This window comes from Oceanisphaera sediminis, from assembly GCF_039539745.1.
Lineage (GTDB): Bacteria > Pseudomonadota > Gammaproteobacteria > Enterobacterales > Aeromonadaceae > Oceanimonas > Oceanimonas sediminis.
This window is the reverse complement of record NZ_BAABDS010000027.1, coordinates 1-25,156: the sequence shown is the minus strand read 5'-3', so window position 1 is coordinate 25,156 and position 25,156 is coordinate 1. Positions and strand designations below refer to the sequence as shown.

At 60.2% G+C, this 25,156-nt stretch carries 29 protein-coding genes; 22 read left to right on the top strand and 7 right to left on the bottom strand.

Annotated elements, in window-relative coordinates; all coding sequences use genetic code 11:
* Positions 1-5: 5 nt before the first annotated feature.
* The 10 genes from phnF to phnP are packed head-to-tail and all read left to right on the top strand — an operon-like array spanning position 6 to position 7,769.
* Positions 6-701: a phosphonate metabolism transcriptional regulator PhnF gene (gene phnF, locus ABD827_RS09200; RefSeq protein WP_344964324.1), complete on the top strand. Its 696-nt coding sequence runs from the start codon at positions 6-8 to the stop codon at positions 699-701.
* Positions 702-1,148: a phosphonate C-P lyase system protein PhnG gene (phnG, locus tag ABD827_RS09195; protein ID WP_344964322.1), complete on the top strand. Its 447-nt coding sequence runs from the start codon at positions 702-704 to the stop codon at positions 1,146-1,148.
* On the top strand, positions 1,145-1,741 hold the full coding sequence (phnH, locus tag ABD827_RS09190; RefSeq protein ID WP_344964320.1) for a phosphonate C-P lyase system protein PhnH: 597 nt from the start codon (positions 1,145-1,147) through the stop codon (positions 1,739-1,741). Before phnG ends, phnH begins: the two co-directional genes overlap by 4 nt.
* A gap of 2 nt (positions 1,742-1,743) precedes the next feature.
* Entirely contained in the window at positions 1,744-2,844 is a 1,101-nt protein-coding gene (locus tag ABD827_RS09185) for a carbon-phosphorus lyase complex subunit (RefSeq protein ID WP_344964318.1), read from the top strand.
* Positions 2,841-3,707, top strand: a complete 867-nt coding sequence (locus tag ABD827_RS09180; protein ID WP_344964316.1) for an alpha-D-ribose 1-methylphosphonate 5-phosphate C-P-lyase PhnJ — start codon at positions 2,841-2,843, stop codon at positions 3,705-3,707. Before ABD827_RS09185 ends, ABD827_RS09180 begins: the two co-directional genes overlap by 4 nt.
* Complete coding sequence (gene phnK, locus ABD827_RS09175; RefSeq protein ID WP_344964314.1) at positions 3,704-4,561, top strand: phosphonate C-P lyase system protein PhnK; 858 nt, start codon at positions 3,704-3,706, stop codon at positions 4,559-4,561. The genes ABD827_RS09180 and phnK overlap by 4 nt, the downstream gene beginning before the upstream one ends.
* An 8-nt stretch (positions 4,562-4,569) precedes the next feature.
* Positions 4,570-5,298, top strand: a complete 729-nt coding sequence (phnL, locus tag ABD827_RS09170; protein WP_344964312.1) for a phosphonate C-P lyase system protein PhnL — start codon at positions 4,570-4,572, stop codon at positions 5,296-5,298.
* On the top strand, positions 5,295-6,431 hold the full coding sequence (phnM, locus tag ABD827_RS09165) for an alpha-D-ribose 1-methylphosphonate 5-triphosphate diphosphatase (protein WP_344964310.1): 1,137 nt from the start codon (positions 5,295-5,297) through the stop codon (positions 6,429-6,431). The genes phnL and phnM overlap by 4 nt, the downstream gene beginning before the upstream one ends.
* A 13-nt stretch (positions 6,432-6,444) precedes the next feature.
* Complete coding sequence (phnN, locus tag ABD827_RS09160) at positions 6,445-7,005, top strand: ribose 1,5-bisphosphokinase (protein ID WP_344964308.1); 561 nt, start codon at positions 6,445-6,447, stop codon at positions 7,003-7,005.
* The gene (gene phnP, locus ABD827_RS09155; protein WP_344964306.1) at positions 7,002-7,769 is read left to right on the top strand and encodes a phosphonate metabolism protein PhnP; all 768 of its coding nucleotides are present in this window, start codon (positions 7,002-7,004) and stop codon (positions 7,767-7,769) included. Before phnN ends, phnP begins: the two co-directional genes overlap by 4 nt.
* Positions 7,770-7,854: 85 nt before the next feature.
* Here phnP and ABD827_RS09150 read toward each other — a convergent pair whose 3' ends face one another.
* Positions 7,855-9,537, bottom strand: a complete 1,683-nt coding sequence (locus ABD827_RS09150; RefSeq protein ID WP_344964304.1) for a methyl-accepting chemotaxis protein — start codon at positions 9,535-9,537, stop codon at positions 7,855-7,857.
* A 404-nt stretch (positions 9,538-9,941) separates the two neighbouring features.
* Here ABD827_RS09150 and ABD827_RS09145 point away from each other — a divergent pair, with 404 nt between their 5' ends.
* From ABD827_RS09145 to rmuC, 4 genes are all read left to right on the top strand, one after another.
* Positions 9,942-10,358, top strand: coding sequence for a DUF4399 domain-containing protein (locus tag ABD827_RS09145; protein ID WP_344964301.1), 417 nt, complete (start codon positions 9,942-9,944; stop codon positions 10,356-10,358).
* Between the two features lie 85 nt (positions 10,359-10,443).
* On the top strand, positions 10,444-11,280 hold the full coding sequence (locus tag ABD827_RS09140; protein WP_344964299.1) for a PfkB family carbohydrate kinase: 837 nt from the start codon (positions 10,444-10,446) through the stop codon (positions 11,278-11,280).
* A gap of 57 nt (positions 11,281-11,337) precedes the next feature.
* Positions 11,338-11,574: a hypothetical protein gene (locus ABD827_RS09135; RefSeq protein WP_298720021.1), complete on the top strand. Its 237-nt coding sequence runs from the start codon at positions 11,338-11,340 to the stop codon at positions 11,572-11,574.
* The gene (rmuC, locus tag ABD827_RS09130; protein WP_344964297.1) at positions 11,574-12,929 is read left to right on the top strand and encodes a DNA recombination protein RmuC; all 1,356 of its coding nucleotides are present in this window, start codon (positions 11,574-11,576) and stop codon (positions 12,927-12,929) included. Before ABD827_RS09135 ends, rmuC begins: the two co-directional genes overlap by 1 nt.
* Here the strand turns inward: rmuC and trkA are convergent.
* From trkA to def, 4 genes are read right to left on the bottom strand one after another with little or no spacing between them, the layout of a single operon-like run.
* Positions 12,926-14,302, bottom strand: a complete 1,377-nt coding sequence (gene trkA / locus ABD827_RS09125) for a Trk system potassium transporter TrkA (protein WP_344964295.1) — start codon at positions 14,300-14,302, stop codon at positions 12,926-12,928. The two genes, rmuC and trkA, sit on opposite strands and share 4 nt — an antisense overlap.
* Positions 14,299-15,594: a 16S rRNA (cytosine(967)-C(5))-methyltransferase RsmB gene (rsmB, locus tag ABD827_RS09120; RefSeq protein WP_344964293.1), complete on the bottom strand. Its 1,296-nt coding sequence runs from the start codon at positions 15,592-15,594 to the stop codon at positions 14,299-14,301. The genes trkA and rsmB overlap by 4 nt, the downstream gene beginning before the upstream one ends.
* A 25-nt stretch (positions 15,595-15,619) precedes the next feature.
* Entirely contained in the window at positions 15,620-16,564 is a 945-nt protein-coding gene (gene fmt / locus ABD827_RS09115; protein ID WP_344964291.1) for a methionyl-tRNA formyltransferase, read from the bottom strand.
* 13 nt (positions 16,565-16,577) lie between these two features.
* Positions 16,578-17,087, bottom strand: coding sequence for a peptide deformylase (gene def, locus ABD827_RS09110; RefSeq protein WP_298719827.1), 510 nt, complete (start codon positions 17,085-17,087; stop codon positions 16,578-16,580).
* A gap of 93 nt (positions 17,088-17,180) precedes the next feature.
* Here def and ABD827_RS09105 point away from each other — a divergent pair, with 93 nt between their 5' ends.
* From ABD827_RS09105 to hemF, 6 genes are read left to right on the top strand one after another with little or no spacing between them, the layout of a single operon-like run.
* Positions 17,181-18,299, top strand: coding sequence for a LysM peptidoglycan-binding domain-containing protein (locus tag ABD827_RS09105; RefSeq protein WP_344964289.1), 1,119 nt, complete (start codon positions 17,181-17,183; stop codon positions 18,297-18,299).
* On the top strand, positions 18,280-19,374 hold the full coding sequence (dprA, locus tag ABD827_RS09100) for a DNA-processing protein DprA (protein WP_298719825.1): 1,095 nt from the start codon (positions 18,280-18,282) through the stop codon (positions 19,372-19,374). The genes ABD827_RS09105 and dprA overlap by 20 nt, the downstream gene beginning before the upstream one ends.
* Positions 19,375-19,376: 2 nt before the next feature.
* A complete protein-coding gene (locus tag ABD827_RS09095) occupies positions 19,377-19,850 on the top strand; it encodes a DUF494 family protein (protein WP_298719823.1) in 474 nt (157 codons plus the stop codon).
* 47 nt (positions 19,851-19,897) lie between these two features.
* Positions 19,898-20,446 (top strand): DNA topoisomerase family protein, encoded by a 549-nt coding sequence (locus ABD827_RS09090; RefSeq protein WP_344964286.1) that lies wholly within the window; start codon positions 19,898-19,900, stop codon positions 20,444-20,446.
* A gap of 28 nt (positions 20,447-20,474) precedes the next feature.
* A complete protein-coding gene (gene tsaC / locus ABD827_RS09085) occupies positions 20,475-21,038 on the top strand; it encodes an L-threonylcarbamoyladenylate synthase type 1 TsaC (protein ID WP_344964285.1) in 564 nt (187 codons plus the stop codon).
* Positions 21,039-21,061: 23 nt separating this feature from the next.
* Entirely contained in the window at positions 21,062-21,970 is a 909-nt protein-coding gene (gene hemF, locus ABD827_RS09080; protein ID WP_344964283.1) for an oxygen-dependent coproporphyrinogen oxidase, read from the top strand.
* Here hemF and hdfR read toward each other — a convergent pair.
* Positions 21,967-22,821 (bottom strand): HTH-type transcriptional regulator HdfR, encoded by an 855-nt coding sequence (gene hdfR, locus ABD827_RS09075; protein ID WP_298719815.1) that lies wholly within the window; start codon positions 22,819-22,821, stop codon positions 21,967-21,969. The two genes, hemF and hdfR, sit on opposite strands and share 4 nt — an antisense overlap.
* 162 nt (positions 22,822-22,983) lie before the next feature.
* Here hdfR and aroE point away from each other — a divergent pair, with 162 nt between their 5' ends.
* Together aroE and ABD827_RS09065 are read left to right on the top strand one after the other, a co-directional pair.
* Positions 22,984-23,808: a shikimate dehydrogenase gene (aroE, locus tag ABD827_RS09070; protein ID WP_344964280.1), complete on the top strand. Its 825-nt coding sequence runs from the start codon at positions 22,984-22,986 to the stop codon at positions 23,806-23,808.
* Positions 23,805-24,065 carry a DUF1488 family protein gene (locus tag ABD827_RS09065; protein ID WP_344964278.1) on the top strand — a complete coding sequence of 87 codons (261 nt, stop codon included), beginning with the start codon at positions 23,805-23,807 and terminating at the stop codon, positions 24,063-24,065. Before aroE ends, ABD827_RS09065 begins: the two co-directional genes overlap by 4 nt.
* 112 nt (positions 24,066-24,177) lie before the next feature.
* Here the strand turns inward: ABD827_RS09065 and ABD827_RS09060 are convergent, their stop codons facing one another.
* Positions 24,178-24,714: a gamma carbonic anhydrase family protein gene (locus ABD827_RS09060; RefSeq protein ID WP_344964277.1), complete on the bottom strand. Its 537-nt coding sequence runs from the start codon at positions 24,712-24,714 to the stop codon at positions 24,178-24,180.
* Positions 24,715-25,156: the final 442 nt, after the last annotated feature.

Sequence of the window (25,156 nt, the reverse complement as noted above, 5' to 3'; positions counted from 1 at the left end):
AAAGCATGCGCGTCTATCAGGTTATTTACCGGCAACTGGAAGCGGATATTCATCGGTATTTCAAGGCGGGTGATTATCTTCCGCCAGAGATGCAGCTGGCCGAACGCTTTCAGGTCAATCGCCATACGGTACGGCGCGCCATCGATGAGCTGGTAGCCAATGGCCTGATACAGCGCCATCAGGGCAAGGGCAACATGGTCTTGCGCCAGCCGCACCTCTACAAGCTGCACGATGGCGCCCACTTCACCGGCAATTTCCTGGAGCAGGGCTCGTTTCCCAGTTGCCAGGTGATTCGTTCCCGGTTGATGCCGATCACCAGCAGGTTGGCGCATGAATTACAGCTGGGGCAGGAGCAAAAGATTATTTACATACAAACACTGCGGAAAACGGAAAACATTCCTCGCTCGGTGATTCATCACTATTTGAGTAATCCCGAGTGGTGGCCGGTATTAAAACAATTTCAGCAAGGTTCCCTGCATGAGTTTTTAAAGCGAACGCTGGATATCGAGCTGAAAAGAAAGTCGACCCGCCTGGGGGCCAGAATACCCTCCGGTGAAGAAAGTCGTTTACTGCAGATCAACAAGTCCATTCCGGTGATGCGGATTAAAACCAAAAACCTGCTTAAAGGCTCGGAACAGATAGCGGAGTTCTCCGTGAGTTCGGCACGTTCCGATTTAATTGAATATGTCGTGGAGCACTAAATGAATACACCACAACGCAAGCAATGGATGTCGGTATTGGCCCGCACATCGTTTTCGGAGCTGCAACGCGGCTGGCAAGCCCTGCAGCTGGCACCGGATTATCAGTTGATTCGGGCCCCCGAGATTGGCCTGGCCCAGGTTCGGGCCCGGATGGGCAGTTCCGGTCGGCCGTTCAATCTCGGCGATGTCACCATCACCCGGGCGGTCGTCAAACTGGACAGCGGCGAGCTGGGCTACAGCTACCTGCGCGGTCGCAACAAACCCCATGCGGAGTTGGCGGCGCTGATTGATGCGCTGATGCAAACCCGCAGCGGACATGAAGTGCTGGACAAGGGGCTGATTGCTCCGCTGGCGGCGCAGAAGGCGGAGCAGGAAGAATGCACCCGCCGGGAAGCGGCAGCCAGCAAGGTGGACTTTTTTACCATGGTGCGGGGAGAAGACGAATGACCATGATCACCACGGCATTTTCGGATGCCATTCACGACAGCCAGGTCTGTTTTCGCCGACTGTTAAAGGCGATGTCGGAGCCGGGCACCCGGGTGGAGCTGGACCGCGCCGGCGGCTTTGGATCCATGAATGCCGGTTGCGTGCAGACCCTGCTGACGTTGGCCGACAGCGGCACCCGGCTCTGGTTATCGCCGGCGCTGCAGCAGGACGACGCCGTGCTCGACAATATTCGCTTTCATGTGGCGGCGCCCTTGAGTGCGAATGCCGCCGAGGCCGACTTTGCCGTGCTGGCCGGCGCCGACCTGGCCGAGTGCGACGCGCTGTTGCGTGCCCTGCCGGTAGGCAGCGAAGAATACCCGGATAACGGCGCCACCCTGCTGATTGAAACCGATTCGCTGGATCGGGGCGTCGAAGTCACCCTGTCGGGCCCGGGCATTCCGGACAGCCGCCGCATTTGTCTGGGACAGGTGCCCGAGGCGTTGGTGCGCTTTTTGAGCGAGCGGGACGCGGCGTTTCCGCTGGGTATCGACCTGATACTGGTGTGTGACCGGGAACTGGTCGCCATTCCACGTACCACCCGAGTGGAGAGATAAGCATGTATGTAGCAGTGAAAGGGGGCGAAAAAGCCATTGCCGCAGCACACCAACTGCAGGCGAAGAAACGACGGGGCAATACCGAAAGGCCCGAAATCAGCGTGGCTCAGGTAGAAGAGCAACTGGCCGGCGCGGTAGACAGAGTGATGACCGAAGGCGGTGTCTACGACAAGGAGCTGGCGGCGCTGGCGGTCAAACAGGCGGGGGGTGATTTGGTGGAAGCGATTTTTCTGCTGCGGGCCTATCGCACCACTCTGCCACGACTGGCGACGACCGAGCCGGTCGATACCGCCGCCATGCGCATTGCGCGCCGTATTTCGGCGACCTACAAGGATCTGCCCGGTGGCCAGTTACTGGGGCCGACCTATGACTATACCCACCGCTTGCTGGACTTTACCCTGCTGGCCGAGGGCGAGCATCCGGGACCGGATCCGGTGGCGATCGAACCGGAAGCCTGTCCCCAGGTGGCCGGTATTCTCGAACAGCTCGAGCTGATGGTAACGGAAACCGACAACGGCGAAACGCCGGCCGATATCACCATGGCACCGGCCACTTACCCCTGCGACCGCTCCGCCCGTTTGCAGCAGCTGGTGCGCGGTGACGAAGGCTTTTTGCTGGCACTGGGCTATTCCACCCAACGCGGTTATGGCCGCAACCATCCCTTTGCCGGCGAAATCCGCTGCGGTGAAGTGACCCTGGAGCTGGTGCCGGAAGAGCTGGGCTTTGCCATCGATATCGGTGACATCGAGCTGACCGAGTGTCAGATGATCAACGGCTTTGTCGGCGACAAGCAGCAAAAGCCGGCCTTTACCCGGGGCTACGGCCTGACCTTCGGTTTTGGCGAACGCAAGGCGATGTCGATGGCGCTGGTAGACCGGGCGCTGCAGGCGCCGGAATACGGTGAGCAGGTGGCCGGACCGGCCCAGGACGAGGAATTCGTGCTGGCCCATGCGGACAACGTCGAAGCCTCCGGCTTTGTGTCACACCTGAAGTTGCCGCACTACGTGGACTTTCAGGCCGAACTGGAGCTGCTGCGCAAGATGCGGCGGGAACACGAACAAACGCATGGCCCGGCAGCCGGCCGGGCAGGGGAGCAGGCATGATGACTCAGCAGACCACGATCGATGCACAGCATCACGGCTACAACTACGCCTATCTGGATGAACAGACCAAGCGGATGATCCGTCGGGCGCTGCTGAAAGCGGTGGCCATTCCCGGTTATCAGGTGCCCTTCGGCGGCCGGGAAATGCCCATGCCCTACGGCTGGGGTACCGGCGGCGTGCAGCTGACGGCGGCGGTCATCGGCCGCGACGACACCCTCAAGGTGATCGACCAGGGCGCCGACGACACCACCAATGCGGTGTCCATTCGTTCCTTCTTCCAGCAGGTGGCCCAGGTGAACACCACCGAGGTGACCACCGAGGCCACGCTGATTCAAACCCGCCACCGCATTCCGGAAACCGCCCTCGGTCCGGACCAGATCCTGGTGTATCAGGTGCCGATTCCGGAGCCGCTGCGCTTTATCGAGCCGCGCGAAACCGAAACCCGCAAAATGCACGCACTGGAAGAGTACGGCATCATGCACGTCAAGCTGTACGAAGACATCGCCCGTTACGGCCATATCGCCACCGCCTATGCCTACCCGGTGCAGGTGAATGAGCGCTACATCATGGATCCCTCGCCGATTCCCAAGTTCGACAACCCCAAGATGGACATGATGCCGGCCCTGCAGCTGTTTGGTGCCGGCCGGGAAAAGCGCATCTATGCCATTCCGCCCTATACCCGGGTCAAGAGTCTCGACTTCGAGGATCATCCCTTCGAGATCCAGCAGTGGGACGAGCCCTGTGATATCTGCGGCTCCACCGACAGCTTCCTCGACGAGGTAGTGACCGACGATCTGGGTGGGCGGGTCTTTATCTGCTCCGATACCGATTATTGCCGCCAGCAGCAGGAGAAACAGGCATGAATCAGCACGTGTTAACCACTCCTCTGGCCGACTCATCGGCCGCGCCGGAGATGACCCCCAAGCGGCAGGAACAGCCATTGTTGTCGGTACAGAACCTGACCCGACTCTACGCGCCGGGCAAGGGCTTTAGCGATGTCTCCTTCGACCTTTATCCGGGGGAAGTGCTGGGCATCGTCGGCGAGTCCGGCTCCGGTAAAAGCACCCTGCTGCAGGCTATTTCCGGTCGCTTGGCCCCGGATGAGGGCGAAGTGCTGTATCTGCGTGGCAGCGCCGACAGCCAGCTGCAGCAGGTGGTCAGCCTGTATCGAATGGCGGAAAGCCAGCGTCGGCAACTGCTGCGCACCGACTGGGGCGTGGTACATCAGCACCCGCTCGACGGCCTGCGGCCGCGGGTGTCGGCCGGGGGCAACATCGGCGAACGGCTGATGGCGGTGGGCCAGCGCCACTACGGCAGCATTCGCGAGCAGGCGCTGCAGTGGCTGCAGGACGTGGAAATTCCCGTCGACCGTGTCGACGACATGCCGGTGACCTTTTCCGGCGGCATGCAGCAACGGCTGCAGATTGCCCGCAACCTGGTGACCCATCCCAAGCTGATTTTCATGGACGAGCCCACCGGCGGACTGGATGTGTCGGTGCAGGCGCGACTGCTGGATTTGCTGCGCCGGCTGGTGTCCGAGCTGGGGCTGGCGGTGGTGATCGTCACCCACGATCTGGCGGTGGCCCGGTTGCTGGCGCACCGGTTGATGGTGATGAAGCAAAGTCGGGTGGTGGAAACCGGCCTCACCGATCAGGTGCTGGACGATCCGCAGCATCCCTATACCCAGTTACTGGTGTCTTCTGTACTGCAAAGCTAGGAGCGGTCATGACCTTCGCATTAAACGTTTCGAATGTTCGCAAGACCTTCGTCTTGCACAACCAGAATGGCATCCGGCTGCCGGTATTGGCCGGAGCCTCCTTTTCGGTCGGGCAGGGAGAGTGCGTGGTACTGCACGGTCGCTCCGGCACCGGCAAGTCCACCCTGCTGCGTACCCTGTACGGCAATTACCTGACCGACAGCGGCCGCATCGAGGTGCAGCATCAGGGACAGCTGCTGGACATGACTCAGGCGCCGCCGCGCACCCTGGTCAATGTGCGCCGCCACACCATTGGCTGGGTCAGCCAGTTTCTGCGGGTGATCCCCCGCATCAGCGCGCTGGAGGTGGTGATGCAGCCGATGATAGAGCAGGGCGGCAACCGGGCCGAGGCTCAGGCCCGGGCCGAGCGGCTGCTGACCCGGCTCAATGTGCCGCAGCATCTGTGGGCGCTGGCGCCGGCGACCTTTTCCGGCGGCGAGCAGCAGCGGGTGAACATTGCCCGGGGCTTTATCGCCGACTACCCGATTCTGCTGCTCGACGAGCCGACCGCCTCGCTCGATGCAACCAACCGGGCGGTGGTAGTGGAACTGATCCGGGAAGCCAAGGCCCGGGGCGCGGCCATCGTCGGCATCTTTCATGATGAAGACGTGCGTGAGCAGGTCGCCGACCAGCTCTACGAAATCCAGCCCGACAGCAACCATCAGACTGCCACAGCGCAAGAGGAGCATTCCGCATGATTATTACCAATGTGAACCTGGTTCTGGAGCATGAAGTGGTGCGGGGATCGGTCGAGGTCATCGATGGCGAGATCCGCGCCCTGGCCGACAGCCCGAGCCAGCAGCCGGGCGCCATTGACGGCAACGGTGGCTGGTTGCTGCCCGGCCTGGTCGAGCTGCATACCGACAACCTGGACAAGCATTTCACTCCGCGGCCCAAGGTCAGCTGGCCGCCCTTTGGCGCCATGCGCGCCCACGATGCCCAGATAGTGGCGTCGGGCATTACCACGGTACTGGATGCGGTGGCCATCGGCGACGAGCGGGACGGCGGCACCCGCCAGGATAATCTCGACAAGATGATTCATACGGTGGTGAACAGCGAGCGGCAAGGCCTGAACCGGGCCCAGCATTTGCTGCACCTGCGCTGTGAACTGCCCCACGACACCACTGTGCCCCTGTTCGAGCATTACCTCGAGCTGCCGGAGGTTCGGCTGGTGTCACTGATGGACCACTCTCCCGGTCAGCGTCAGTTCGTCAACATGGTGAAGTACCGGGAATACTATCAGGGCAAGTACCGGCTCAACGATCGGCAGATGCAGGAATTCGAGCAGAGTCAGCTGGCGTTGTCGGCCCGCTGGTCGGCGCCCAACCGGGCGGAAATAGCCCGCCAGTGCCGGGAGCGGAATATTTCCCTCGCCAGCCATGACGATGCCACCTCGGCCCACGTGCTGGAGTCGCATCAGCTGGGCATGGTGATTGCCGAATTCCCGACCACGGTCGAGGCGGCCACCGCCTCGCATCAGCATGGTCTCATGGTCATGATGGGTGCGCCCAACGTGGTGCGCGGGGGCTCCCATTCCGGTAATGTTGCCGCCCATGAACTGGCGGCGCTGGGCGTGCTGGATGTGCTGTCGTCCGACTATTATCCGGGCAGTCTGCTCGAGGCGGTGTTCCAGCTGGCCGACGACGAACGCAATACCATGGGGCTGGCCGACGCCTCCCGGCTGGCCACGATAAACCCGGCCCGGTCGCTGGGGCTGGAAGACAGAGGCATACTGGCGGAAGGGCGGCGGGCCGATCTGGTGCTGGTGCAGCGGCATCAGGGTCAGGTTTATCCCACCCGGGTATGGTGCCGGGGCGAGCTGGCCTACTGACAGGAGCGCGAGGATGAGCAGCGGAACAGGACGACTGTTTTATGTGATGGGGCCCTCGGGCGCCGGCAAGGACAGCTTTATGCAGGCGGTGCGTGAACACTGGGGCGAAGGCCTGCTGGTGGCGCACCGTTACATCACCCGGGCCGCCTCGGCAGGGGGGGAGAACCATATCGAGTTGTCCGAGCCGGAGTTCAGTGCGCGTCAGGAACTGGGGCTGTTTGCCCTCAGCTGGGCCGCCAACGGCCAGCATTATGCGGTGGGGCGAGAGATTGAAAGCTGGCTGGGCTCGGGTATGGATGTCATGGTCAATGGTTCTCGCGAGCATCTGCCACAGGCGCGGGCCAGGTTTGCCGAATGTCTGGTGCCGGTGATGATCAGCGTCGATACCAAGACCCTGGAGCGGCGGCTGCGGGCCCGGGGGCGAGAAAGCGAAGCGGACATCATCCGGCGGCTGGAGCGGGCCTCGGCCCTGAATCGCGGTTTGCCGGACGGCGTATGGCGGCTGGACAACAGTGGCGCCCTGACCGATACCCTGCAGCAGTTTCGGCGCTATCGACAGGCGTTGCCCGTATGATGCGGCTGACCCTGCTGGGCACGGGAGCGGCCGGGGGCATGCCGCTGTATGGCTGCGACTGTCACTATTGTGCTCGGGCCGAGCACGACCCGGCCCTGAGTCGGGCGCCGTGCTCGGCCCTGCTGGAGTGGCAGGGCAAGCGGCTGCTGATCGACGGTGGCCTGATGGATCTGCACCGGCGCTTTGTGCCGGGCAGCCTGGAGGGCATTCTGCTGACTCACTTTCATGTCGATCATGTGCAGGGGCTGTTTCATCTGCGCTGGGGCCGGAGCGCGCCGATACCGGTGTGGTGCCCGAATGATTCGTCCGGTTGCGCCGATCTGCTCAAGCATCCCGGCTGTCTGGACTTTCAACCGCCGCTGCAGCACGGGCAGGAATGGCAATTGGGCGAGCTGAGCATTACTCCGCTCGATTTGGTGCACTCCCGGCCGACCCTGGGCTATGTTTTCCGCCTCGGCGAGCGTCGACTGGCGTACCTGACCGACACCCTGGGCCTGCCGGAACACAGCAGCCGCTGGCTGCATGCCCAGCCAACGCTGGATGCGGTAGTGGTTGACTGCAGCTTTCCCCCCGGCAGCCAGGGCCGTAACCACAACACCTTGGAACAGGTGCTGGAACTGCATGACAGCCTGCGACCGAAGCAGATGATCCTGACCCATATCGGCCATGATTTTCATGTCTGGTTGCAACAGCACACCTTGCCGAACGGGGTGACGGCGGGGTGGGATAACATGGTGATTAAGCCGGAGAAGGAGACGGTATAGAGCCGAGGATGACGTCTGGTGATGCAATCTGGTAATAAAAAAAGGCCGCCCGCGGGCGGCCTTGTTGTTGGTGGCTGGTGCCGGATCAGGCGGGTTGCGTCTTGACCTCGACGGCATCAAACACGATCCCGTGCTCATTGGTTTGCTGCAGCCGGAAATGCGCTATCTGCTGATGCAAATCGCGCGAGGCACCCAGCACCCGGTGGCTGGTTTGTGAAATCAGCTCACTCACCTGCAGCGCTTCCTGCGAGCCTTCGTTGATGTGCAGCAGGTTGCGGTTGATCTCTTCGGCCACGGCAGACTGCTCTTCCGAGGCGGTGGCGATCTGGGCGTTCATGTCGTTGATCCGCTGCACTTCGTCCAGAATCTTTTCCAGATCCTTGCCGGCGGCGCGTACCACATCGACGCTGATCCCGGCCTGCTCCTGACTGCTCTGCATATGCTCGACCACGGTGCCGGCATGGCTCTGCAGCTGCTGGATCATGCGCTGAATTTCACCGGTCGAGTCCTGAGTGCGTTGCGCCAGCGAACGAACCTCGTCGGCTACCACGGCAAAACCGCGGCCGGAGTCACCGGCCCGGGCGGCCTCGATGGCGGCGTTCAGCGCCAGCAGGTTGGTTTGCTCGGAAATGGTGCGGATGACCTCGACCACGGAGCCAATCTTCTGGGTCTGGCTTTCCAGTTCGCGCATGGCGTTGTCGGCCTGTGTCACCGACTCGGCCAGCTGCAGCATGGTATCGATACTGCGGGCCACGTCGTCGTGCCCCATGCGGGCCTCGCTGTTGGCGTGATCGGCGGCCTGGGAGGCATCGTTGGCGTAGCGCGCCACTTCATGCACGGTGGCGTTCATTTCGTTCATGGCGGTGGCGACCTGATCCACCTCGGAAAACTGTGCCTGCATGCTGGCACGAGTTTGCTGACTCTTGACGCTCAGTCCTTCCGCTTCATCATCGAGGGTGGTCGAGGCATTGCGGACCTTTTGCAGCAAGGTACACAGCTGTTCGCCCATGGTATCGACCCCACGCGACAGCTGACCGATTTCATCGGCCCGGGTCGAGTCGGTGCGAACACTCAAATCCCCCTTGCCGAACTGCTGCACCACCTCCAGCACCCGTGCCACCGAGAAGGTCAGCGAGCGGCTGATCAGTACCACGATAATCAGCGCCAGCACCATGACCAGCGCCATCAGCAGCAGCGACTTGGTGGCTTGCTGCCAGAACAGGGTGTTGACGTCACTCAGGTAAACGCCGCTGCCGATGACCCAACCCCAGGGAGTAAAGCCCTGCACATAAGACACCTTCTGCTGCGGCGAGTCGAACTGCGGGCCGATATAGCTGTACTCGACAAAACCGGCCTGCTGTTGTTTGACCCGTTGCACCATGGCCTGCCAATGGTACTGGCCATCGGCATCCTGCACCTGGGTCATGTCCTTGCCTTCGGCGTCGGGTTTGATCGGGTGCAGCACCAGACGATGTTGCATGTCGTTGATCCACATGTAGCCGTCACTGCCATAACGCAGTGCCCCTACCGCCTGTTTGGCCAGGCGCTTGCTTTCCTCTTCGCCCAGCGTCTGGCGTTGGCCATAGTAGTAACCGATCAGTGACACCGCCGTTTCTACCTGTTCTTGTACCTTTTCCTTGCGCGCATCCAGCAACTCGTGACGCAGGCCGATCATGGCCGAACCCTGTACCAGCAGAATGCCGATAAACAGGCTGGCGACCATGGCCAGCAGCTTGTAACGCAGACTGAGATTATTCAGAAATTGCATGTCCATCCTCCCAGTGACGGGTCGCCACTGGCTATTGCTGTTGAATTCCGGGTGGGGGATGAGCCGTGACCATTGGATGATGCCGACAACAGCCATGGCTGTGCCGGTGTTCCAGACATCAGGTTGCAGCGTCCCGTGCTTGTTATATTCAGGCTGGCTAATGCATGATGCGAAAGTGTTGCCAGCTTGTATCAGATTATCAGCGCCATATGGAAAGCGATACGCCTAAAATCGTGAATTTATTGATAATTGTCATGGCAATAAGGAGTCGTATGAGGTGTATTTGCCATGCCGGTTTTTAAATCGATATCGAAGATGGTGTCGGCGTCCGGCCTTGGCCAAGATGCGCCATCAGCCCAAAAGCGCTGCTATGCTTGGGACTGATATCCCCACGGAGACCGACAATGATGAGAATAACGAGCATGTTCGGTACTGCCGCCCTGCTGGCGGCGTTATCGGTATCGGCCACCCCGGCGCCTTCAGGCGCTCGGGTCTATTTCCTCAGTCCGGCCGATGGCGACACCCTGAGTAGCGAGTTTACCGTGCGCTTCGGCCTGGAAGGCATGGGCGTGGCGCCGGCCGGGGTGGAACAGGAAAACACCGGTCACCATCACCTGCTGATTAACGCCGATCCCATGCCGGATCTGACCCAGCCGCTACCGGCCAGCGATCAGGTGCGCCATTTTGGTGGTGGTCAGACCGAAACCCGGCTCAGTCTGCCGCCGGGACAATATCGTTTGCAACTGGTGCTGGGCGATGCGCAACATGCGCCGCATCAGCCACCGATCATGTCTGAACTCATTCAAGTGACGGTGGAGTAGGCTGCTTACTCATCACCCCCGTATCATCGACAATCGATTACCAGGATGGCGCCGACGTGGGCGCCATTCTCATTGAGGAGCCTGAATGGCAAAAATACGGCTGCTGGCCAACCTGAATTGTGATCATGTGCTGCTGAATGACCCCCTGGCCGCCGGAGGGCGTCTGTTATATCGGGATCAGGGGCGGCGGCTGGGCGGCGGCGGCGCCAATACCGGCGTCGGGCTGTTGTGGGCCGGGCATCAGGTGAGCATTGCCGCCCGGGTAGGCAACGACGACACCGGTGACTGGCTGTGCCGGCAGGCAGCCAAGCTGGGGCTGGACGTGAAGCAGGTGGAGCAGTTTGACGGTGAAACCGGTGAGCTGCTGGTGCTGGTGGACAGTCTGGGCGAACGCACCATATTGCGCCAGCACCGGCGACCGGCCTTGCCCGGCAACCTGCCCATAGGTCCGGTGGACTGCCTGTATGTCAATTATGACGGCGGTGAGGTGGCAGCGTATATGGCGCAGATGGCGGAACACAGCCTGGTGGTAAGCCAATACCCCAAGGGCGGGCGCTGGGCCCGGCCCTGCCAGGTGATGATCGCCTCGGCGGCGGATCTGACGCCGCAACCCAATCTCTGGGAGCACGCCCGGCAACTGGCGGGTGAGCGGTTGCAATGGCTGGTAGTCACCCACGGCGAGCAGGGGGCCGAGGCCTTTTCGGCCGATCAGCATATTCGGGTGCCGAGCCGGCCGGTGTCGGTGGTGGATGCCACCGGCGCCGGTGACGCCTTTGCCGGCGGTCTGATCCACGGACTGGTATCCGGGCTATCGATGTCGGCAACCTTGATCCAGGCCGGGCAGTGGGCGGCCTACACCCTGTCTTCCAGCAGTTCGATTCCGTCGGAGCAGTTAAGGAGTTATCTGCGTCGCTCTGGCTGATTTCCCGCGCGCTCGCTGTTAAGCTGGCGCCTGATTATCAGACGGTTGGAATACATTTTGGATAACGGCTTTCTTATTTCCTTGCTCGGCCAGTGCTGGCGCTGGTCGGTATTGCTGATGTTTCCGTTGCTGCTGTGGTTGTACTGCCAGCTGACGGGGCTGCCGCTGGCCGAATTCGACAATGGCGTGAATCAGCACAAGTGGTTGATCATGCTGTTGTACCTGCTCTATGTGCTGCTCTGGTTGCGCTTCAACCGCCGCGTGCTGGCCATGCTTGAACAGCGGAGGCGCTGATGACGTCGTTATTGGCAACGAGCTGGCCTTACTGGCTGGCGGCGGCAACCGCGCTGGCCGGCTGGGGGCTGACCCGGCTCGGCCTGGGTACTCGCCTGCAGTTGCTGGCCCAGCAAAACCGGCAGTTGCAGGCGCAGCTGGAGGAGCGGGGCGGCGAGCTGCAGGACACCCGGCAACGGCTGGATCAGCAGCAGCAACTGGTGCTGAAAATGAACGGTCGGCTCAAGGAATACGAGACCCTGTTGCGCCAGGAGCGGCAGTGGGCGGCGGAAAAGCAGGCTCAGTTCGAAGCCAGTGAAACCCGGCTGGGGCAGCAGTTTGAAAACCTGGCCCAGCGTATCTTCGAGCAGAAAACGCACAACTTCCGCGAACTGAATCAGAACAGCCTGGACGGCGTCTTGTCGCCGCTGCGCGAGCAGCTGGAAGGCTTTCGCCGCAGCATGCAGGAAACCTACGCCGATGAAAGCCGCCAGCGCCACAGCCTGAAGTTCGAGATTGAGCGGTTGGCCGAGCTGCACCAGCAGATGAGCGTCGATACCGCCGCCCTGACCCGGGCGCTGAAGGGCGACAGCAAACAGCAGGGCAACTGGGGCGAAGTGGTGCTTTCCAGGGTGCTGTCGGAGTCCGGGCTGCGCGAAGGCCACGAATACAGCACCCAGCTCAGCCTGAACAACGCCGAGGGCAAGCGCTATCAGCCGGATGTGGTGGTGCACCTGCCGCAGGAAAAAGACATCATCATCGATGCCAAGGTGTCGCTCACCGCCTACGAGCGCTATTTCAACGGTGACGATGCCGCAGAACGCGAGCAGGCGCTGCGCGATCACGTGACCTCGGTACGCGGCCATATTCGCGAGCTGGGGCGCAAGGACTATCAGAACCTGCAGGGGGTGAGAACCCTCGACTATGTGCTGATGTTCGTGGCGGTCGAGCCGGCCTTTCTGGTGGCGGTGGAGGCGGAGCCGGGGCTGGTAAAATATGCCCTCGACCATAATATTCTGCTGGTCAGCCCCACCAATCTGCTGGTGGCGCTGCGTACCATCGAGAACCTGTGGCGGATAGAACGGCAAAACCAGAATGCGCGCAAAATTGCCGAGTCGGCGGGCAAGATCTACGAAAAACTGCGATTGTTCACGGAAGACATGGAAGCCGTGGGCCAGTCGTTGCAGCGGGCCGACGATAACTATCAGCGGGCGATGAAGAAGCTGAGCAGCGGTCGTGGCAACCTGATCCGACAGGCCGAGGCCTTTCGCGAGCTGGGGGTGGAAGTCACCAAGCCGTTACCCGAACACCTGCAGGCCCGCGCCGCCGAGGAAGGGTCGTTGCATTCCCTGCCCGGCGGCCGGGCGGCCGATTAAAGGAAGAAGGGACTGGGCTGGAACAGCCGTTCCACTTCCGGAATAAACTTCTTGTCGACCAGAAACAGCACCACGTGATCGTTCTGCTCGATCACGGTTCTGTCGTGGGCAATCAGTACCTCGTCGCCCCGCACTATGGCACCTATGGTGGTGCCTGGCGGCAGCTTGAGCTCCCCCACCTGACGACCGACCACCTTGGAGGTGGATCTTTCACCGTGGGCGATGGCCTCGATGGCTTCGGCCGCACCGCGGCGCAGGGAGTAGACGTTGACGATGTCGGCCCGGCGCACGTGGGTCAGCAGCGCCGAAATGGTGGCCTGCTGCGGTGAGATGGCCACATCGATGCTGCCGCCCTGCACCAGATCGACGTAGGCGCCGCGCTGGATCAGTACCATTACCTTTCTGGCACCCAGTTTCTTGGCGAGCATGGCCGACATGATGTTGGCCTCGTCCTTGTTGGTCACGGCGATGAACACATCGACCTGATCGATATGCTCTTCCAGCAGCAGCTCCTGATCGGCGGCGTCACCGCAGAAGACGATGGTGTTCTCCAGCAACTCGGACAGCTGCTCGGCGCGTTTGGGATTGTGCTCGATGAGCTTGACCGAATAGTGCTTCTCCAGCCGACGGGCCAGACCGGCACCGATGTTGCCGCCGCCGACGATCATGATGCGCTTGTAGTCATTTTCCAGTCGTTGCAGTTCCGACATCACGGCACGAATATGGCCGCTGGCGGCGACGAAAAACACCTCGTCGTCGGCCTCGATAATGGTGGTGCCCTGGGGGCGTATCGGCCTGTCCTGACGAAAGATGGCCGCCACCCGGGTGTCGATGCTGGGCATGTGCTCGCGCAGGGTAGACAGGGCGTTACCCACCAGGGGACCGCCGTAATAGGCCTTGATCGCCACCAGACCGACCTTGCCCTCGGCGAAGTCGACCACCTGCAACGCGCCCGGATACTGGATCAGCCGGTAGATGTATTCGGTGACCAGCTGCTCGGGCGCAATCAGGTTGTCGACCGGCAGCGCCTCGTTGAGAAACAGCCGTTCACGCTCGGCCAGAAACTCCGGCGAGCGGATCCGCGCCACCTTGTTGGGGGTGTTGAACAGCGAATAGGCCACCTGACAGGCGATCATGTTGGTTTCGTCGCTGCTGGTCACCGCCACCAGCATATCCGCATCCTGGGCACCGGCTTCGCGCAGCACGTTGGGGTAGGCACCGTGGCCGTTGACCACCCGCAAATCGTACTTGTCCTGCAGCTCGCGCAAGCGTTCGCCGTCGGTATCGACGATGGTGATGTCGTTATTCTCGCCCACCAGATTTTCCGCCAGGGTTCCGCCTACCTGACCGGCGCCCAGAATGATGATTTTCATGGCAACTTACTCAGCTTGGCGTAGTAGAAGCCATCCCGCTGCTCGGCGCCCGGCAGCAATTGCCAGCCCGGTTGCTCGACCGACTCGTCCGGGTGCAGGGGCTGATGACGGGCATCCGGGGTGCGTTGCAGAAACGCCTTGATCTGGGCGCTGTTCTCGTCCGGCAGAATAGAGCAGGTGGCGTAGAGCAGGGTGCCGCCGGGCTTCAGTTGCTGCCAGAGGGCGTCCAGGATCTGCGCCTGCAGGGCGGCCAGCTGGGCAATATCGTCCGGGCGGCGCAGCCACTTGATGTCCGGGTGGCGGCGAATCACGCCGGTGGCCGAACAGGGGGCGTCGAGTAGGATGCGATCGAAGGCAGTACCCTGCCACCAGTCGGCGGGTTGGGCGGCGTCACCCTGAAGCACGGTGGCCTGCAGCCCGATGCGTTCCAGGTTCTGGTGTACTCGCTTCAGACGCTCACCGTCCATGTCGACGGCCACCAGCTGTGCCAGCGCCGGCTGACGCTCGAGAATATGGGCGGTCTTGCCACCGGGGGCGGCACAGGCATCGAGCACGGTTTCGCCGGGGGCGGCGTCCAGCAGCTGGGCGGCCATTTGTGCCGCCGCATCCTGTACCGAGCTGTGGCCCAGCTCGAAACCGGGCAGGGTGGCCACATCGACCGGGCGAGCCAGACGCAGAGCGCTGTCGGCCAGGTTGTCGGGCTCGGCTTCCTGACCATTTTGTTGCAGCAGTGTCAGGTAGTCTTCACGCGAGTGATGGCTCTGATTGATCCGAATCCACATCGGCGGATGCTGGTTATTGGCCTCGAGAATGTCCTGCCACTGCTCGGGATAGGCCTTTTGCAGGCGCTTGACCAGCCAGTTGGGGTGCGCCAGCCGTAACTGGGGCAGGGCGTCGACCTTGGCGGTCAGTTCGTCCTGTTGGCGCTGTACGTTGCGCAGTACGCCGTTGACCATGCCCTTGAAGGGATCGGCTTTCAGCAGCTTGCAGGCGTTGACGGTTTCCGCCAGGGCGGCGTGAGCCGGTATCCGGGTATAAAGCAGCTGATAGATGCCTACCAGCAGCAGCGAGTGCACCGGCTGATACTTGCCCTTGAGCGGCTTGTCCAGCAACTGCTTGGCGATGGCGTCGAGTCGGCTGTACCAGCGCAGGGTGCCGAAACACAGCTCCTGCAGCAGGGCGCGATCTTTGGCGGCTACTTCCTGCTGATAACGCGGCAGCAGGGTAGACAACGACTGGCCCTTGTTGAGTACCTGATGAAGGATGTTGGCCGCGGCGGCACGGGTTTTCATATGATTACCAATAAGTTAAGTGTGTTCACGCCAGGCGGTTGCCGGGCTGGAACCAGTCCTTGCGGGCGTTGAGCAGATCCTGACAGGTCATGGCTTTCTTGCCCGGCGGTTGCAGGCTGAGCAGACGCAGCACACCCTTGCCGGTGGCCACGTCGATACCGGCCTTGCCGGCACGAATGAGGGTACCGGGCGCCTGGTCGTTGTGTTCATCGAGTACCTGGGCCTGCCAGACCTTGATGTTGTGCTCGTCCACCATGAAATAGCTGACCGGCCAGGGATTGAAGGCGCGCACGTTGCGCTCGATCTGCTCGGCCGGCAGTTGCCAGTCGATGCGGGCCTCTTCCTTGGACAGTTTTTCCGCATAGTTGGCTAACGCGTCGTCCTGAGGCTCGGCGTTGATGCTGCCATCGGCAATGTGGGTCAGAGCCTGTAACAGTGCTGGTGGGCCTATGCCGGCCAGCTTGTCATACAGGCTGGCGGAGGTATCTTCAGGGGTGATCGGCAGGCGGGCCAGATGCAGCATGTCGCCGGTATCCAGTCCCTTGTCCATTTGCATGATGGTCACGCCGGTTTCCCGGTCGCCGGCCCAGATGGCGCGCTGAATGGGGGCGGCACCCCGCCAGCGAGGCAGCAGGGAGCCATGCACATTGATGCAGCCCAGACGCGGTGCGTCCAGCACCACCTGCGGCAGGATCAGACCATAGGCGACCACCACCATGATGTCGGCGTTGAGGGCGGCAAGCTGTTGCTGCGCTTCTTCGTTGCGCAGGCTCTGGGGCTGAAACACCGGAATGCCGGCCTGTTCGGCGGCAACCTTGACCGGGCTGGGGGTCAGCTTCTTGCCGCGACCGGCGGGTCGGTCCGGCTGGGTGTAAACGGCAACCACATTGTGCTCGGAGCCGAGCAGTGCCTGCAGGTGACGGGCCGCGAAATCCGGCGTACCGGCAAAAATGATATTGAGTTTGCTCAAGGGGCGTCCTTTATTATTGTGCTTCTTGCTTGGCAAGCTTTTCCATTTTCTGGCGGATGCGCTGGCGCTTGAGCGGCGACAGGTAATCGACAAACAGCTTGCCGATCAGGTGATCCATTTCATGCTGAATGCAGATGGCCAGCAGCTCGTCGGCTTCCAGTTCAAAGGTCTGGCCATGACGATCCTGAGCGCGAACCTTGACGCGTTCGGCTCTTTCCACCAGGGCGCGGGCGCCGGGCACCGACAGACAACCTTCTTCGATACCGGTGCTGCCGCTGCGCTCGATAATTTCCGGGTTGATCAGCACCAGCTGTTGCTCCCGGTCTTCAGACACATCCATGACGATCAACTGCTGATGAAAGTCGACCTGAGTCGCCGCCAGGCCTATGCCCTCTTCGGCGTACATGGTTTCAAACATATCATCTACAATTTGCTGTAATGCCGGTGTGAACTCGGTGACGGGTTTGGCGACGGTACGCAGTCGCTCATCGGGAAAACGTAATACTTCTAAGACTTTTGCCATGACTACCTTGCTTGTTACTGTATCGATACTGATAGTATTTTAGCCATTTAAGCGCATAAAAAACAGCAGAGTTAACTTGAGGACACGGATGTGATGAAACGCAGAGGTCGATTTTTACTCGGGTTGCTGGCGGGGTGTTGTTTTAATCTGCAGGCCAACAGTCTTGAACCTAACAACCACGGCCTTGAACTGAACGAGAGTTACCCCGAGCGTTACACGGTGCGCAAGGGTGACACCCTGTGGGATATTTCCGCCCATTTCCTGAAATCGCCCTGGCTGTGGCCAACCCTGTGGCAGGCCAACCGACAGATAGCCAATCCTCATCTGATTTATCCGGGCGATGTGTTGCGGCTGATCTGGGTGGACGGTCAGCCCCGGCTGGTGAAAGAAGAGAGTGACAAGGTGGTGCGCCTTTCCCCCCGGGTGCGCACCGACTCCGCGGTGGCGACCATTCCGCTCGCTTCGATGCTGAACTTCGTCGACAGCCACAGCGTCATGTCACCGGCGGTATTTGAGCAGGCGTCTTACATTCTCGGTGACCAGCAAGGTCGCGAGGCCATGGTGAAAGACTCGTCGGTCTATGTTCGTGGCCAGCTGACCCCGGGCACCGTTTATGGGGTTTATCGCCCGGGAGAAATGCTCACCGACCGCTTCAGTCATGCCGAGCTTGGGCAGAAGGCGGCACTGGTCGGCACCCTGCTGGCAGGAAAGCAACGCGGCCATCAGGTGACCGAGGCCCGGGTCAGCAGCATGAAGCAGGAGATGCGTCAGGGCGACAAGGTACTGCCCCTGACCATGGCGGGGGGGATTGCCGCCTTTCACTACCCCCGACCGGGTCCGGCGCTCGACCAGGGTTATGTTCTGGCCATGGGTACCGAGGGCAGCGTTACCGGACGCCATGGGGTTGTTTTTATCAACAAGGGGCATGCGGACGGGATTCGTGCCGGTGATCTTTATGCGGTGATGAAACCCGGACCCGGTGTCTATGACGTCACTCCCGGCTCTTTCGGCAGGCTGCGCTATGCGGACAGCGCGGGTGCCTATCTGCGTACCAGCGGGCGGCCGGAGCAGCTGCCGGAAGAGGCGATAGCTCGTATCATGGTATTCAAGGTGAACAGTCAAACCAGTGCCGCCCTGGTACTGGACAACAGCGAACTGGTGCAGACCCATTATCCGCTGGGGCATGTGAGAGATGTCGAATTCGGCTCTTGAGCAGCATCCGCTGCTGCCCTGGCTGGCGCTGCAGCATACCAGGGGCATAGGGCCGGTGCGGGCCATTCGGCTGCGAACTCAACTCGGCGAACAGTGGTACCACTCTTTGCAGCATGCCCGAGGCCTGAGCGAAGAACAGCAGGAGCAACTGCAGACACCGCACACATCGGTGCTGGAGCCCTTGCTGGAATGGCAGCAGCAGGCGCCTAATCGTCATATTTTGTCGTGGGATGATCCCGCGTATCCGGAGTTACTCAGGGCCGTGTCCGCTGCGCCGCTGCTGCTGTTTGTGGAAGGAGATATTTCGATGTTGTCGCGGCCGCAAATTGCGGTGGTCGGCAGCCGCCATCCCTCTTATGTCGGTCGAGAAAACACCAACAATCTGGTGCCGCCGCTGGTGGAGGCGGGGGCGGTTATCACTTCCGGTCTGGCGATAGGGATCGATGGCCTCGGCCATCGGGCGACACTGAATGCCGGTGGGCTCACGCTGGCGGTGCTGGGCTCGGGGCTGGACCGATGTTACCCCAAGCGTCATTTGCGCCTGGCTGCAGAGATTATCGAGAACGGCGGCGCCCTGTTATCCGAATGCTACCCCTGGGAAGGTCCGCTGGCGCATCATTTTCCTCGTCGCAATCGCATTATCAGTGGCTTGAGCCTGGGGGTGTTAATCGTTGAGGCCGCCGAGCGCAGCGGCTCACTCATTACCGCCCGTTACGCCATGGAGCAGGGGCGGGAAGTCTTTGCCATTCCCGGTGCCCGGCAAAATCCGCAGGCCAGCGGCTGTAACCGGCTGATCCAGCAAGGGGCCAAACTGGTTTCCAATGCCAATGATATTCTCGAAGAACTGGTGGCATTTTCGGTGGCGGCGATCAAAGTTCGGCCTGCGGCCACCGAGGAATTATTGCCTTATCCCGAGTTGTTGGATAACGTAGGTTTAGAGACAACGGCGGTAGATTTGATCGCGTCCCGTTGTCAACAGCCGGTGCAGGAGGTGCTTACCCGGTTGGTCGAGCTGGAATTGGCTGGCTGGGTGGAGTCCGTCCCCGGGGGTTATGTCAGAGCGAGAAGGAGCTGAGCATGTTCGATGTACTTATGTACTTGTTCGAAACCTACATCCATACCGATGTAGATGCCATGGTGGAACAGGATGCTCTCGCCGATGAATTAACCCAGGCGGGTTTTCACAAGGAAGAAATCCTCAAGGCGCTGGCCTGGCTGGAGCGTTTGGCCGAATTGCAGGAAGCGGAAGCCGCGCCGTCCTGGGCTTGCTCTACGCCGGATTCATTCCGTATCTACACCCAGGAAGAGCTGTACAAGATCGACGCCGAAGGGCGTGGTTTTCTGTTGTTCCTCGAGCAGATAAAGGTGCTGAATGCCGAAACCCGCGAGATTGTCATCGATCGGCTGATGGAGCTGGATCCACCGGAAATCGAGCTGGATGACCTCAAATGGGTGGTGATGATGGTGCTGTTCAATGTGCCCGGTAGCGAGTCGGCCTATCAACAACTGGAAGAGCTGATTTTCGAACAGCCGGAAGGGGCGGTTCACTGAAGGCGGCCGCGCTGATAGAATTCGGTCAATGAATTCGGAGGCGCGGTATGTCGAAAATCGATTCCAGTCTGTTTAACACCCAAGATCATGGCCCCGATTGGGCTGATGAGCCTTGCCCGCGGTGCGGCGGTACCCTGGAATTGCGTCATGGCAAGCATGGCGCTTTTGTCGGTTGTGCGTCTTATCCGGCCTGCGATTATCTGCGCCCACTCAAGGTCATCGAACATGATCAGGACGTGGAAAAAGTGCTGGAAGGCAGCCAGTGTCCGCTATGCGATCATCCTCTTGCCATCAAAAAAGGCCGCTACGGCCTTTTTATCGGTTGTACCCATTATCCTGCCTGTCACCATGTGGCCGATATCAACGATCAGGGCCAGATTGATCCGCCATGCCCCCGTTGTGGCAAGGGGCAGTTGGTGGCCAGGACCTCCCGCTATGGCAAACGCTTTTTCGCCTGCAACCACTATCCGACCTGTCGTTACGTGATTAACGAGCGGCCGGTGGCCGAGCCGTGCCCCGAGTGCGGCTTTGGCATTCTGGTGGAGCGCAAGGGTGGCCTGCATTGTCCCAACAAGGGTTGTGGCTACCAGCATTGAGTCGTTTTATGAAGGAAATCATCCGTTAATGAATCCGCAAGCATTGAATGTCGCGCTCGAGCAATTACGCCAGGGCGGTATCATCGGTTATGCCACCGAGGCGGTGTTTGGCCTGGGCTGCGATCCCGATAATGGGGACGCCGTACGGCGGTTGCTCGAAATAAAGCAGCGGCCGGTCGACAAGGGGCTGGTATTGATTGCCGCCGATTTCAGCCAGCTGTTGCCTTATCTGGATCTGGCGGCGCTGCCGGAGGGGCGGCTCGAAGTCATGCTGAACAGCTGGCCCGGACCCTATACCTGGATTATTCCGGCCCGGCCCGAGGTACCGACCTGGCTCAGGGGGCAATTCAGCTCGCTGGCGGTTCGGGTCACGGCGCATCGGCAGGTGCATGACTTGTGTCTGGCCTTCGGCAAGCCCCTGGTCTCAACCAGTGCCAATAAAACCGGCGAGCAGCCGGCAAGAACCGAACAGCAGTTGGCGGAGCACATGGGTGCTGCGCTCGACTATATATTGCCCGGGCAGACGGATGGACGAGCCAATCCGTCGTTGATCCGGGATGGTATTACCGGCGCCGTGGTACGCCCGGCCTGAATATAAATCTCAGAGGAAAAGACATGAGCGGTAAACCGGATATCACGGCTGTGAAAGCCTTCCTGTTGCAGTTGCAGGATGACATTTGTGCCCGGCTGGAACAGGCGGACGGCAAGGGCCGCTTTGAAGAAGACAGCTGGACCCGTGAAGAAGGCGGCGGCGGTCGTAGCCGGGTCATGCGTAACGGCAGTGTGATTGAGCAGGGGGGGGTCAATTTCTCTCATGTTCATGGGGACGCCATGCCGGCCTCGGCCACGGCGCACCGGCCCGAGCTGGCCGGTCGCTCCTTTGAGGCGATGGGGGTTTCACTGGTTATCCACCCCCATAACCCCCATGTTCCCACCAGTCATGCCAACGTACGCTTTTTCATTGCCGAAAAAGAGGGTGCCGATCCGGTCTGGTGGTTTGGCGGTGGCTTCGATCTGACGCCGTTTTATCCGGTGGAAGAGGACTGCGAGCACTGGCATCGGGTATCCCGGGATTTGTGCGCGCCTTTCGGTGAGCAGGTGTATCCGGAATACAAGGCCTGGTGCGATCGTTACTTTTACCTCAAACACAGAGATGAAACCCGGGGTGTGGGTGGGCTGTTTTTCGATGATTTGAACCAGTGGCCCTTCGAACAATGCTTCGAGTTCATGCAGGCCGTGGGTCGCGGTTATCTCGATGCCTATGTCCCCATTATCGAGCGGCGCAAAGACACGGCGTTTGGTGATACCGAGCGGCAATTCCAGCTCTATCGGCGCGGACGTTACGTGGAGTTCAACCTGGTGTATGACAGGGGCACCCTGTTTGGCCTGCAAACCGGCGGCCGCACCGAGTCCATTTTGATGTCGATGCCGCCGCTGGCGCGCTGGGAATATGACTGGCAGCCGGAGCCGGGGACGGCTGAAGCCCGACTCAATGATTTTCTGGTTCCGAGAGACTGGGTTTAAATTTCGACGGTCTGGGGGCCAAACAGGGTAATAACCTGATCGATCAGCCCCTGGCGTTCCCCGCCCGGCAGATAGGCGGCATAGACTTCCCGCTTGATTGAAGGGGTGTCGGCCACGATGAACAGCTGCTCCTGCTGCTGGTAGTTGCTGATCATGGAGCTGGGCAGAAAGGTGCTGCCGCCATGGTGCAGCAGATATTCGAGGGCGATGCGTACCGAGCCGGTGTGCAGCAGAGGCGGGGTCGCGGTATTGAACAGCTTGGCATGCTGGGTATTGAAGGCGGTTCCCCAGTCGATACGAATGTAGTCCTGGGCCATGGCCTTGGCGGTATCCAGGTTCTGGTAACTGGATACCAGCTGTAGCTCCATGGTGTGGATGGCGACATGGCTAACCCCTTCGATACGAGCCGGATCGGTCAGAAACGCCAGATCCAGGGTACGACCCAACAGGGCGCGGGTCATTTGCTCCGGAGTGCGAATATCGGCCCGCAGCGACAGCGCCGGTAGTTCACAGTAAAGCCGGTGCAGACCTTCCTGCAGATAGGCATCCCACAGGTTGGCGGTACCCGCGACCGCCAGTTGCTGGGTCTGGCGTTCACTCAGGGCTACCTCGTGCTGAGCCCGGGCCCAGGCCAGCAGCATGGACTCGGCGTGAGGGATCAGCGCATCACCGGAAGAAGTCAGCTGAATATTGTTGCGCAAGCGGGTAAACAGCGTGACCCCCAGCTGGCTTTCGAGCTGGCGGATGCGAAAGCTGACCGCAGAAGGAGTCAGGTACAGGTGCTCCGCCGCCTTGCCGAAGTGGCGAGTGCGAGAAACTTCAAGAAAGGTTTTTAACAGTTCAGTATCCAAGGCTAGCCACAAAATTTTTGTTCGTTAGCGCAAAATCTATTCGTTTCAGCAATTAATGCAACCAAAAAAGTGCCGGTGATGGCAATATTATCATTATTGCTGTCGGTGCCTGCAGGTCTTATTCGGTACCGGCGTTTACGCCCAGTTATGAGAGCAGAATTCATGGACAGATATGCCGTCATCGGTCACCCCATCAAGCACAGCCAGTCCCCTTTTATTCATCACCACTTTGCCGAACAGACCGGTGAGCCGCTTGATTATCGGCGCCTGCTTGCTCCGCTCGATGATTTTGCCGGCACACTTAACCGTTTTGCCGACGACGGTGGTAAGGGTTGTAATATTACGGTGCCGTTTAAAACCCAGGCTCTTGAGCTGGCGGCGGTCTTGACCGAGCGTGCCGAGCTGGCTGGCGCCGTTAATACCTTGAGTTTGCAACCGGATGGACGCTGGCTGGGAGATAACACCGACGGCGCCGGCCTGGTGCTGGATCTCAAGCGACTGGGCGTGACCCTGGCGGGTGCCAGAATATTACTGCTGGGTGCCGGCGGCGCGGCCCGTGGTGCTATTGCTCCTCTACTGGCAGAGCTGCCGACGCAACTGGTGGTCGCCAATCGTACTCCCGCGAGAGCCAATGAACTGGCCCGGCGCTTTAGTCACCTGGGCAACATTGTCAGTGCCCCGCTGGCAGCACCTGGCATCGGCTTCGAGATCATCATCAACAGCACGTCCGCCAGCCTGCAGGGTGAGGCGCTAACGCTGGACGCGGCGGTTTGCCATCCCGAGACCCGAGTCTACGATATGATGTATGGGCGTGAAGAAACCGTCTTTCTCGCCTGGGCCAGAGGGCTTGGGTTGGAACATCGATATGATGGTCTTGGCATGCTGGTGGGGCAGGCAGCAGAAAGCTTTTATCTCTGGCGTGGCGTACGGCCAGACATTATGCCGGTGTTGACATCATTGCGAGCCAAACTGGAGGCAGCTACATGAATCAGGACATTATTGTAGACGACGATCTCGACTGGCAACCCGAGCGACAGGGCATCGCCTTTACCGCTCACTGGCAGGGCCGCAAAGTCGACTGTTTTCTGGCTTTGGCCCACCTCGAGCACATGACCGGTCAGAGCCTGGTAGATGAGGCCAATATCATGCTGGCATTCGAGGCGGTGCGTTTCGATATAGAAGAACGGGTCGCCGAGCTGGTTGGCGAGGAAGCATTTGCTCCAGACGGCGGCTTATACCTGTAAAACAGTGAAGGAAAAAGCGTGAGGGATGAGGTGCAAGGTGCAATGCCGTCACTAAAACAAGTCGACGGGTCTGCCTGGCCTTTCTCCCGTGCTCCTCACGCCTTCCACCTCACTATTGTTGCAGATATTCATTCTTGAGGCGGACATAGTTCGCCGCCGACTCGGGCAAAAAGGCGCGCTCAGCTGGTGTAAGGGGGCGCACCTGTTTGACTGGCGAGCCTACATATAGATAGCCCGCTTCAAGTTTTTTCCCCGGTGGCACCAGGCTGCCGGCGCCGATGATCACATCATCGCCTATTTCGGCGCCATCCAGCAGGATGGCACCCATGCCAATCAGCACTCTATTACCGATAACGCAGGCATGCAGCATTGCCTTGTGTCCGACCGTGACATCGTCGCCAATCAGCAAGGGTAACCCATCGGGCAGGGCAGCGCTCTTGCGGGTGACGTGTAGTACGCTACCATCCTGAATATTGCTGCGGGCACCGATACGGATTGCATTAACGTCACCACGGGCGGCAACCAGCGGCCAGATGCTGGCGTCTTCTCCCAGCGTGATATCACCGTACAGCACGGCAGAGGCTTCTACGAAGGCTCCTTTACCAAGGGTGGGGTATATGCCGTTGTAGTGTTTGAGTGGCGTTGTCATGGTTTCTTCCTTAATGCAGACCTTAATTCGGCCATGTTAGCGTATTTGGCGAGGGAAATGAGGCCCCTTTGTGGGTAACTCTGTGGTTAAGCTGTGTCTTTGCTGGGTGTTTAGGCTGTTGGTCGCCAAGGGCCTGTTTTTGTCAAAAAAGCCCTTGCGCAAAATCCGCGGTTCCCTATAATGCGCATCCACTGACACGGGGCAACCGGCCTACGGTTACAAGGGTTTGAAACGAACAAAACAAAGTTTGATTCAACGCTTGACGAACAAACCGGAATGCGTAGAATACGCATCCCTGACCTGAATAAGGTCAACGCTCTTTAACAATATATCAAGCAAACTGTGTGGGCACTCGCAGGTAGTTGGGAAACAAAAAAATATTGTTTTTCAATGTCTTGTCGAAGTGCACTAGAAATAGCAAAACTTCAGTAATTCATTGAGC

Bases quoted from the DNA above. Each gene is read 5' to 3' on its own strand.
- phnF (WP_344964324.1), top strand. From the start codon at position 6: ATGCGCGTCTATCAGGTTATTTACCGGCAACTGGAAGCGGATATTCAT.
- phnG (WP_344964322.1), top strand. From the start codon at position 702: ATGAATACACCACAACGCAAGCAATGGATGTCGGTATTGGCCCGCACA.
- phnH (WP_344964320.1), top strand. From the start codon at position 1,145: ATGACCATGATCACCACGGCATTTTCGGATGCCATTCACGACAGCCAG.
- ABD827_RS09185 (WP_344964318.1), top strand. From the start codon at position 1,744: ATGTATGTAGCAGTGAAAGGGGGCGAAAAAGCCATTGCCGCAGCACAC.
- ABD827_RS09180 (WP_344964316.1), top strand. From the start codon at position 2,841: ATGATGACTCAGCAGACCACGATCGATGCACAGCATCACGGCTACAAC.
- phnK (WP_344964314.1), top strand. From the start codon at position 3,704: ATGAATCAGCACGTGTTAACCACTCCTCTGGCCGACTCATCGGCCGCG.
- phnL (WP_344964312.1), top strand. From the start codon at position 4,570: ATGACCTTCGCATTAAACGTTTCGAATGTTCGCAAGACCTTCGTCTTG.
- phnM (WP_344964310.1), top strand. From the start codon at position 5,295: ATGATTATTACCAATGTGAACCTGGTTCTGGAGCATGAAGTGGTGCGG.
- phnN (WP_344964308.1), top strand. From the start codon at position 6,445: ATGAGCAGCGGAACAGGACGACTGTTTTATGTGATGGGGCCCTCGGGC.
- phnP (WP_344964306.1), top strand. From the start codon at position 7,002: ATGATGCGGCTGACCCTGCTGGGCACGGGAGCGGCCGGGGGCATGCCG.
- ABD827_RS09150 (WP_344964304.1), bottom strand. From the start codon at position 9,537: ATGCAATTTCTGAATAATCTCAGTCTGCGTTACAAGCTGCTGGCCATG.
- ABD827_RS09145 (WP_344964301.1), top strand. From the start codon at position 9,942: ATGATGAGAATAACGAGCATGTTCGGTACTGCCGCCCTGCTGGCGGCG.
- ABD827_RS09140 (WP_344964299.1), top strand. From the start codon at position 10,444: ATGGCAAAAATACGGCTGCTGGCCAACCTGAATTGTGATCATGTGCTG.
- rmuC (WP_344964297.1), top strand. From the start codon at position 11,574: ATGACGTCGTTATTGGCAACGAGCTGGCCTTACTGGCTGGCGGCGGCA.
- trkA (WP_344964295.1), bottom strand. From the start codon at position 14,302: ATGAAAATCATCATTCTGGGCGCCGGTCAGGTAGGCGGAACCCTGGCG.
- rsmB (WP_344964293.1), bottom strand. From the start codon at position 15,594: ATGAAAACCCGTGCCGCCGCGGCCAACATCCTTCATCAGGTACTCAAC.
- def (WP_298719827.1), bottom strand. From the start codon at position 17,087: ATGGCAAAAGTCTTAGAAGTATTACGTTTTCCCGATGAGCGACTGCGT.
- ABD827_RS09105 (WP_344964289.1), top strand. From the start codon at position 17,181: ATGAAACGCAGAGGTCGATTTTTACTCGGGTTGCTGGCGGGGTGTTGT.
- dprA (WP_298719825.1), top strand. From the start codon at position 18,280: ATGTCGAATTCGGCTCTTGAGCAGCATCCGCTGCTGCCCTGGCTGGCG.
- ABD827_RS09095 (WP_298719823.1), top strand. From the start codon at position 19,377: ATGTTCGATGTACTTATGTACTTGTTCGAAACCTACATCCATACCGAT.
- ABD827_RS09090 (WP_344964286.1), top strand. From the start codon at position 19,898: ATGTCGAAAATCGATTCCAGTCTGTTTAACACCCAAGATCATGGCCCC.
- tsaC (WP_344964285.1), top strand. From the start codon at position 20,475: ATGAATCCGCAAGCATTGAATGTCGCGCTCGAGCAATTACGCCAGGGC.
- hemF (WP_344964283.1), top strand. From the start codon at position 21,062: ATGAGCGGTAAACCGGATATCACGGCTGTGAAAGCCTTCCTGTTGCAG.
- aroE (WP_344964280.1), top strand. From the start codon at position 22,984: ATGGACAGATATGCCGTCATCGGTCACCCCATCAAGCACAGCCAGTCC.
- ABD827_RS09065 (WP_344964278.1), top strand. From the start codon at position 23,805: ATGAATCAGGACATTATTGTAGACGACGATCTCGACTGGCAACCCGAG.
- ABD827_RS09060 (WP_344964277.1), bottom strand. From the start codon at position 24,714: ATGACAACGCCACTCAAACACTACAACGGCATATACCCCACCCTTGGT.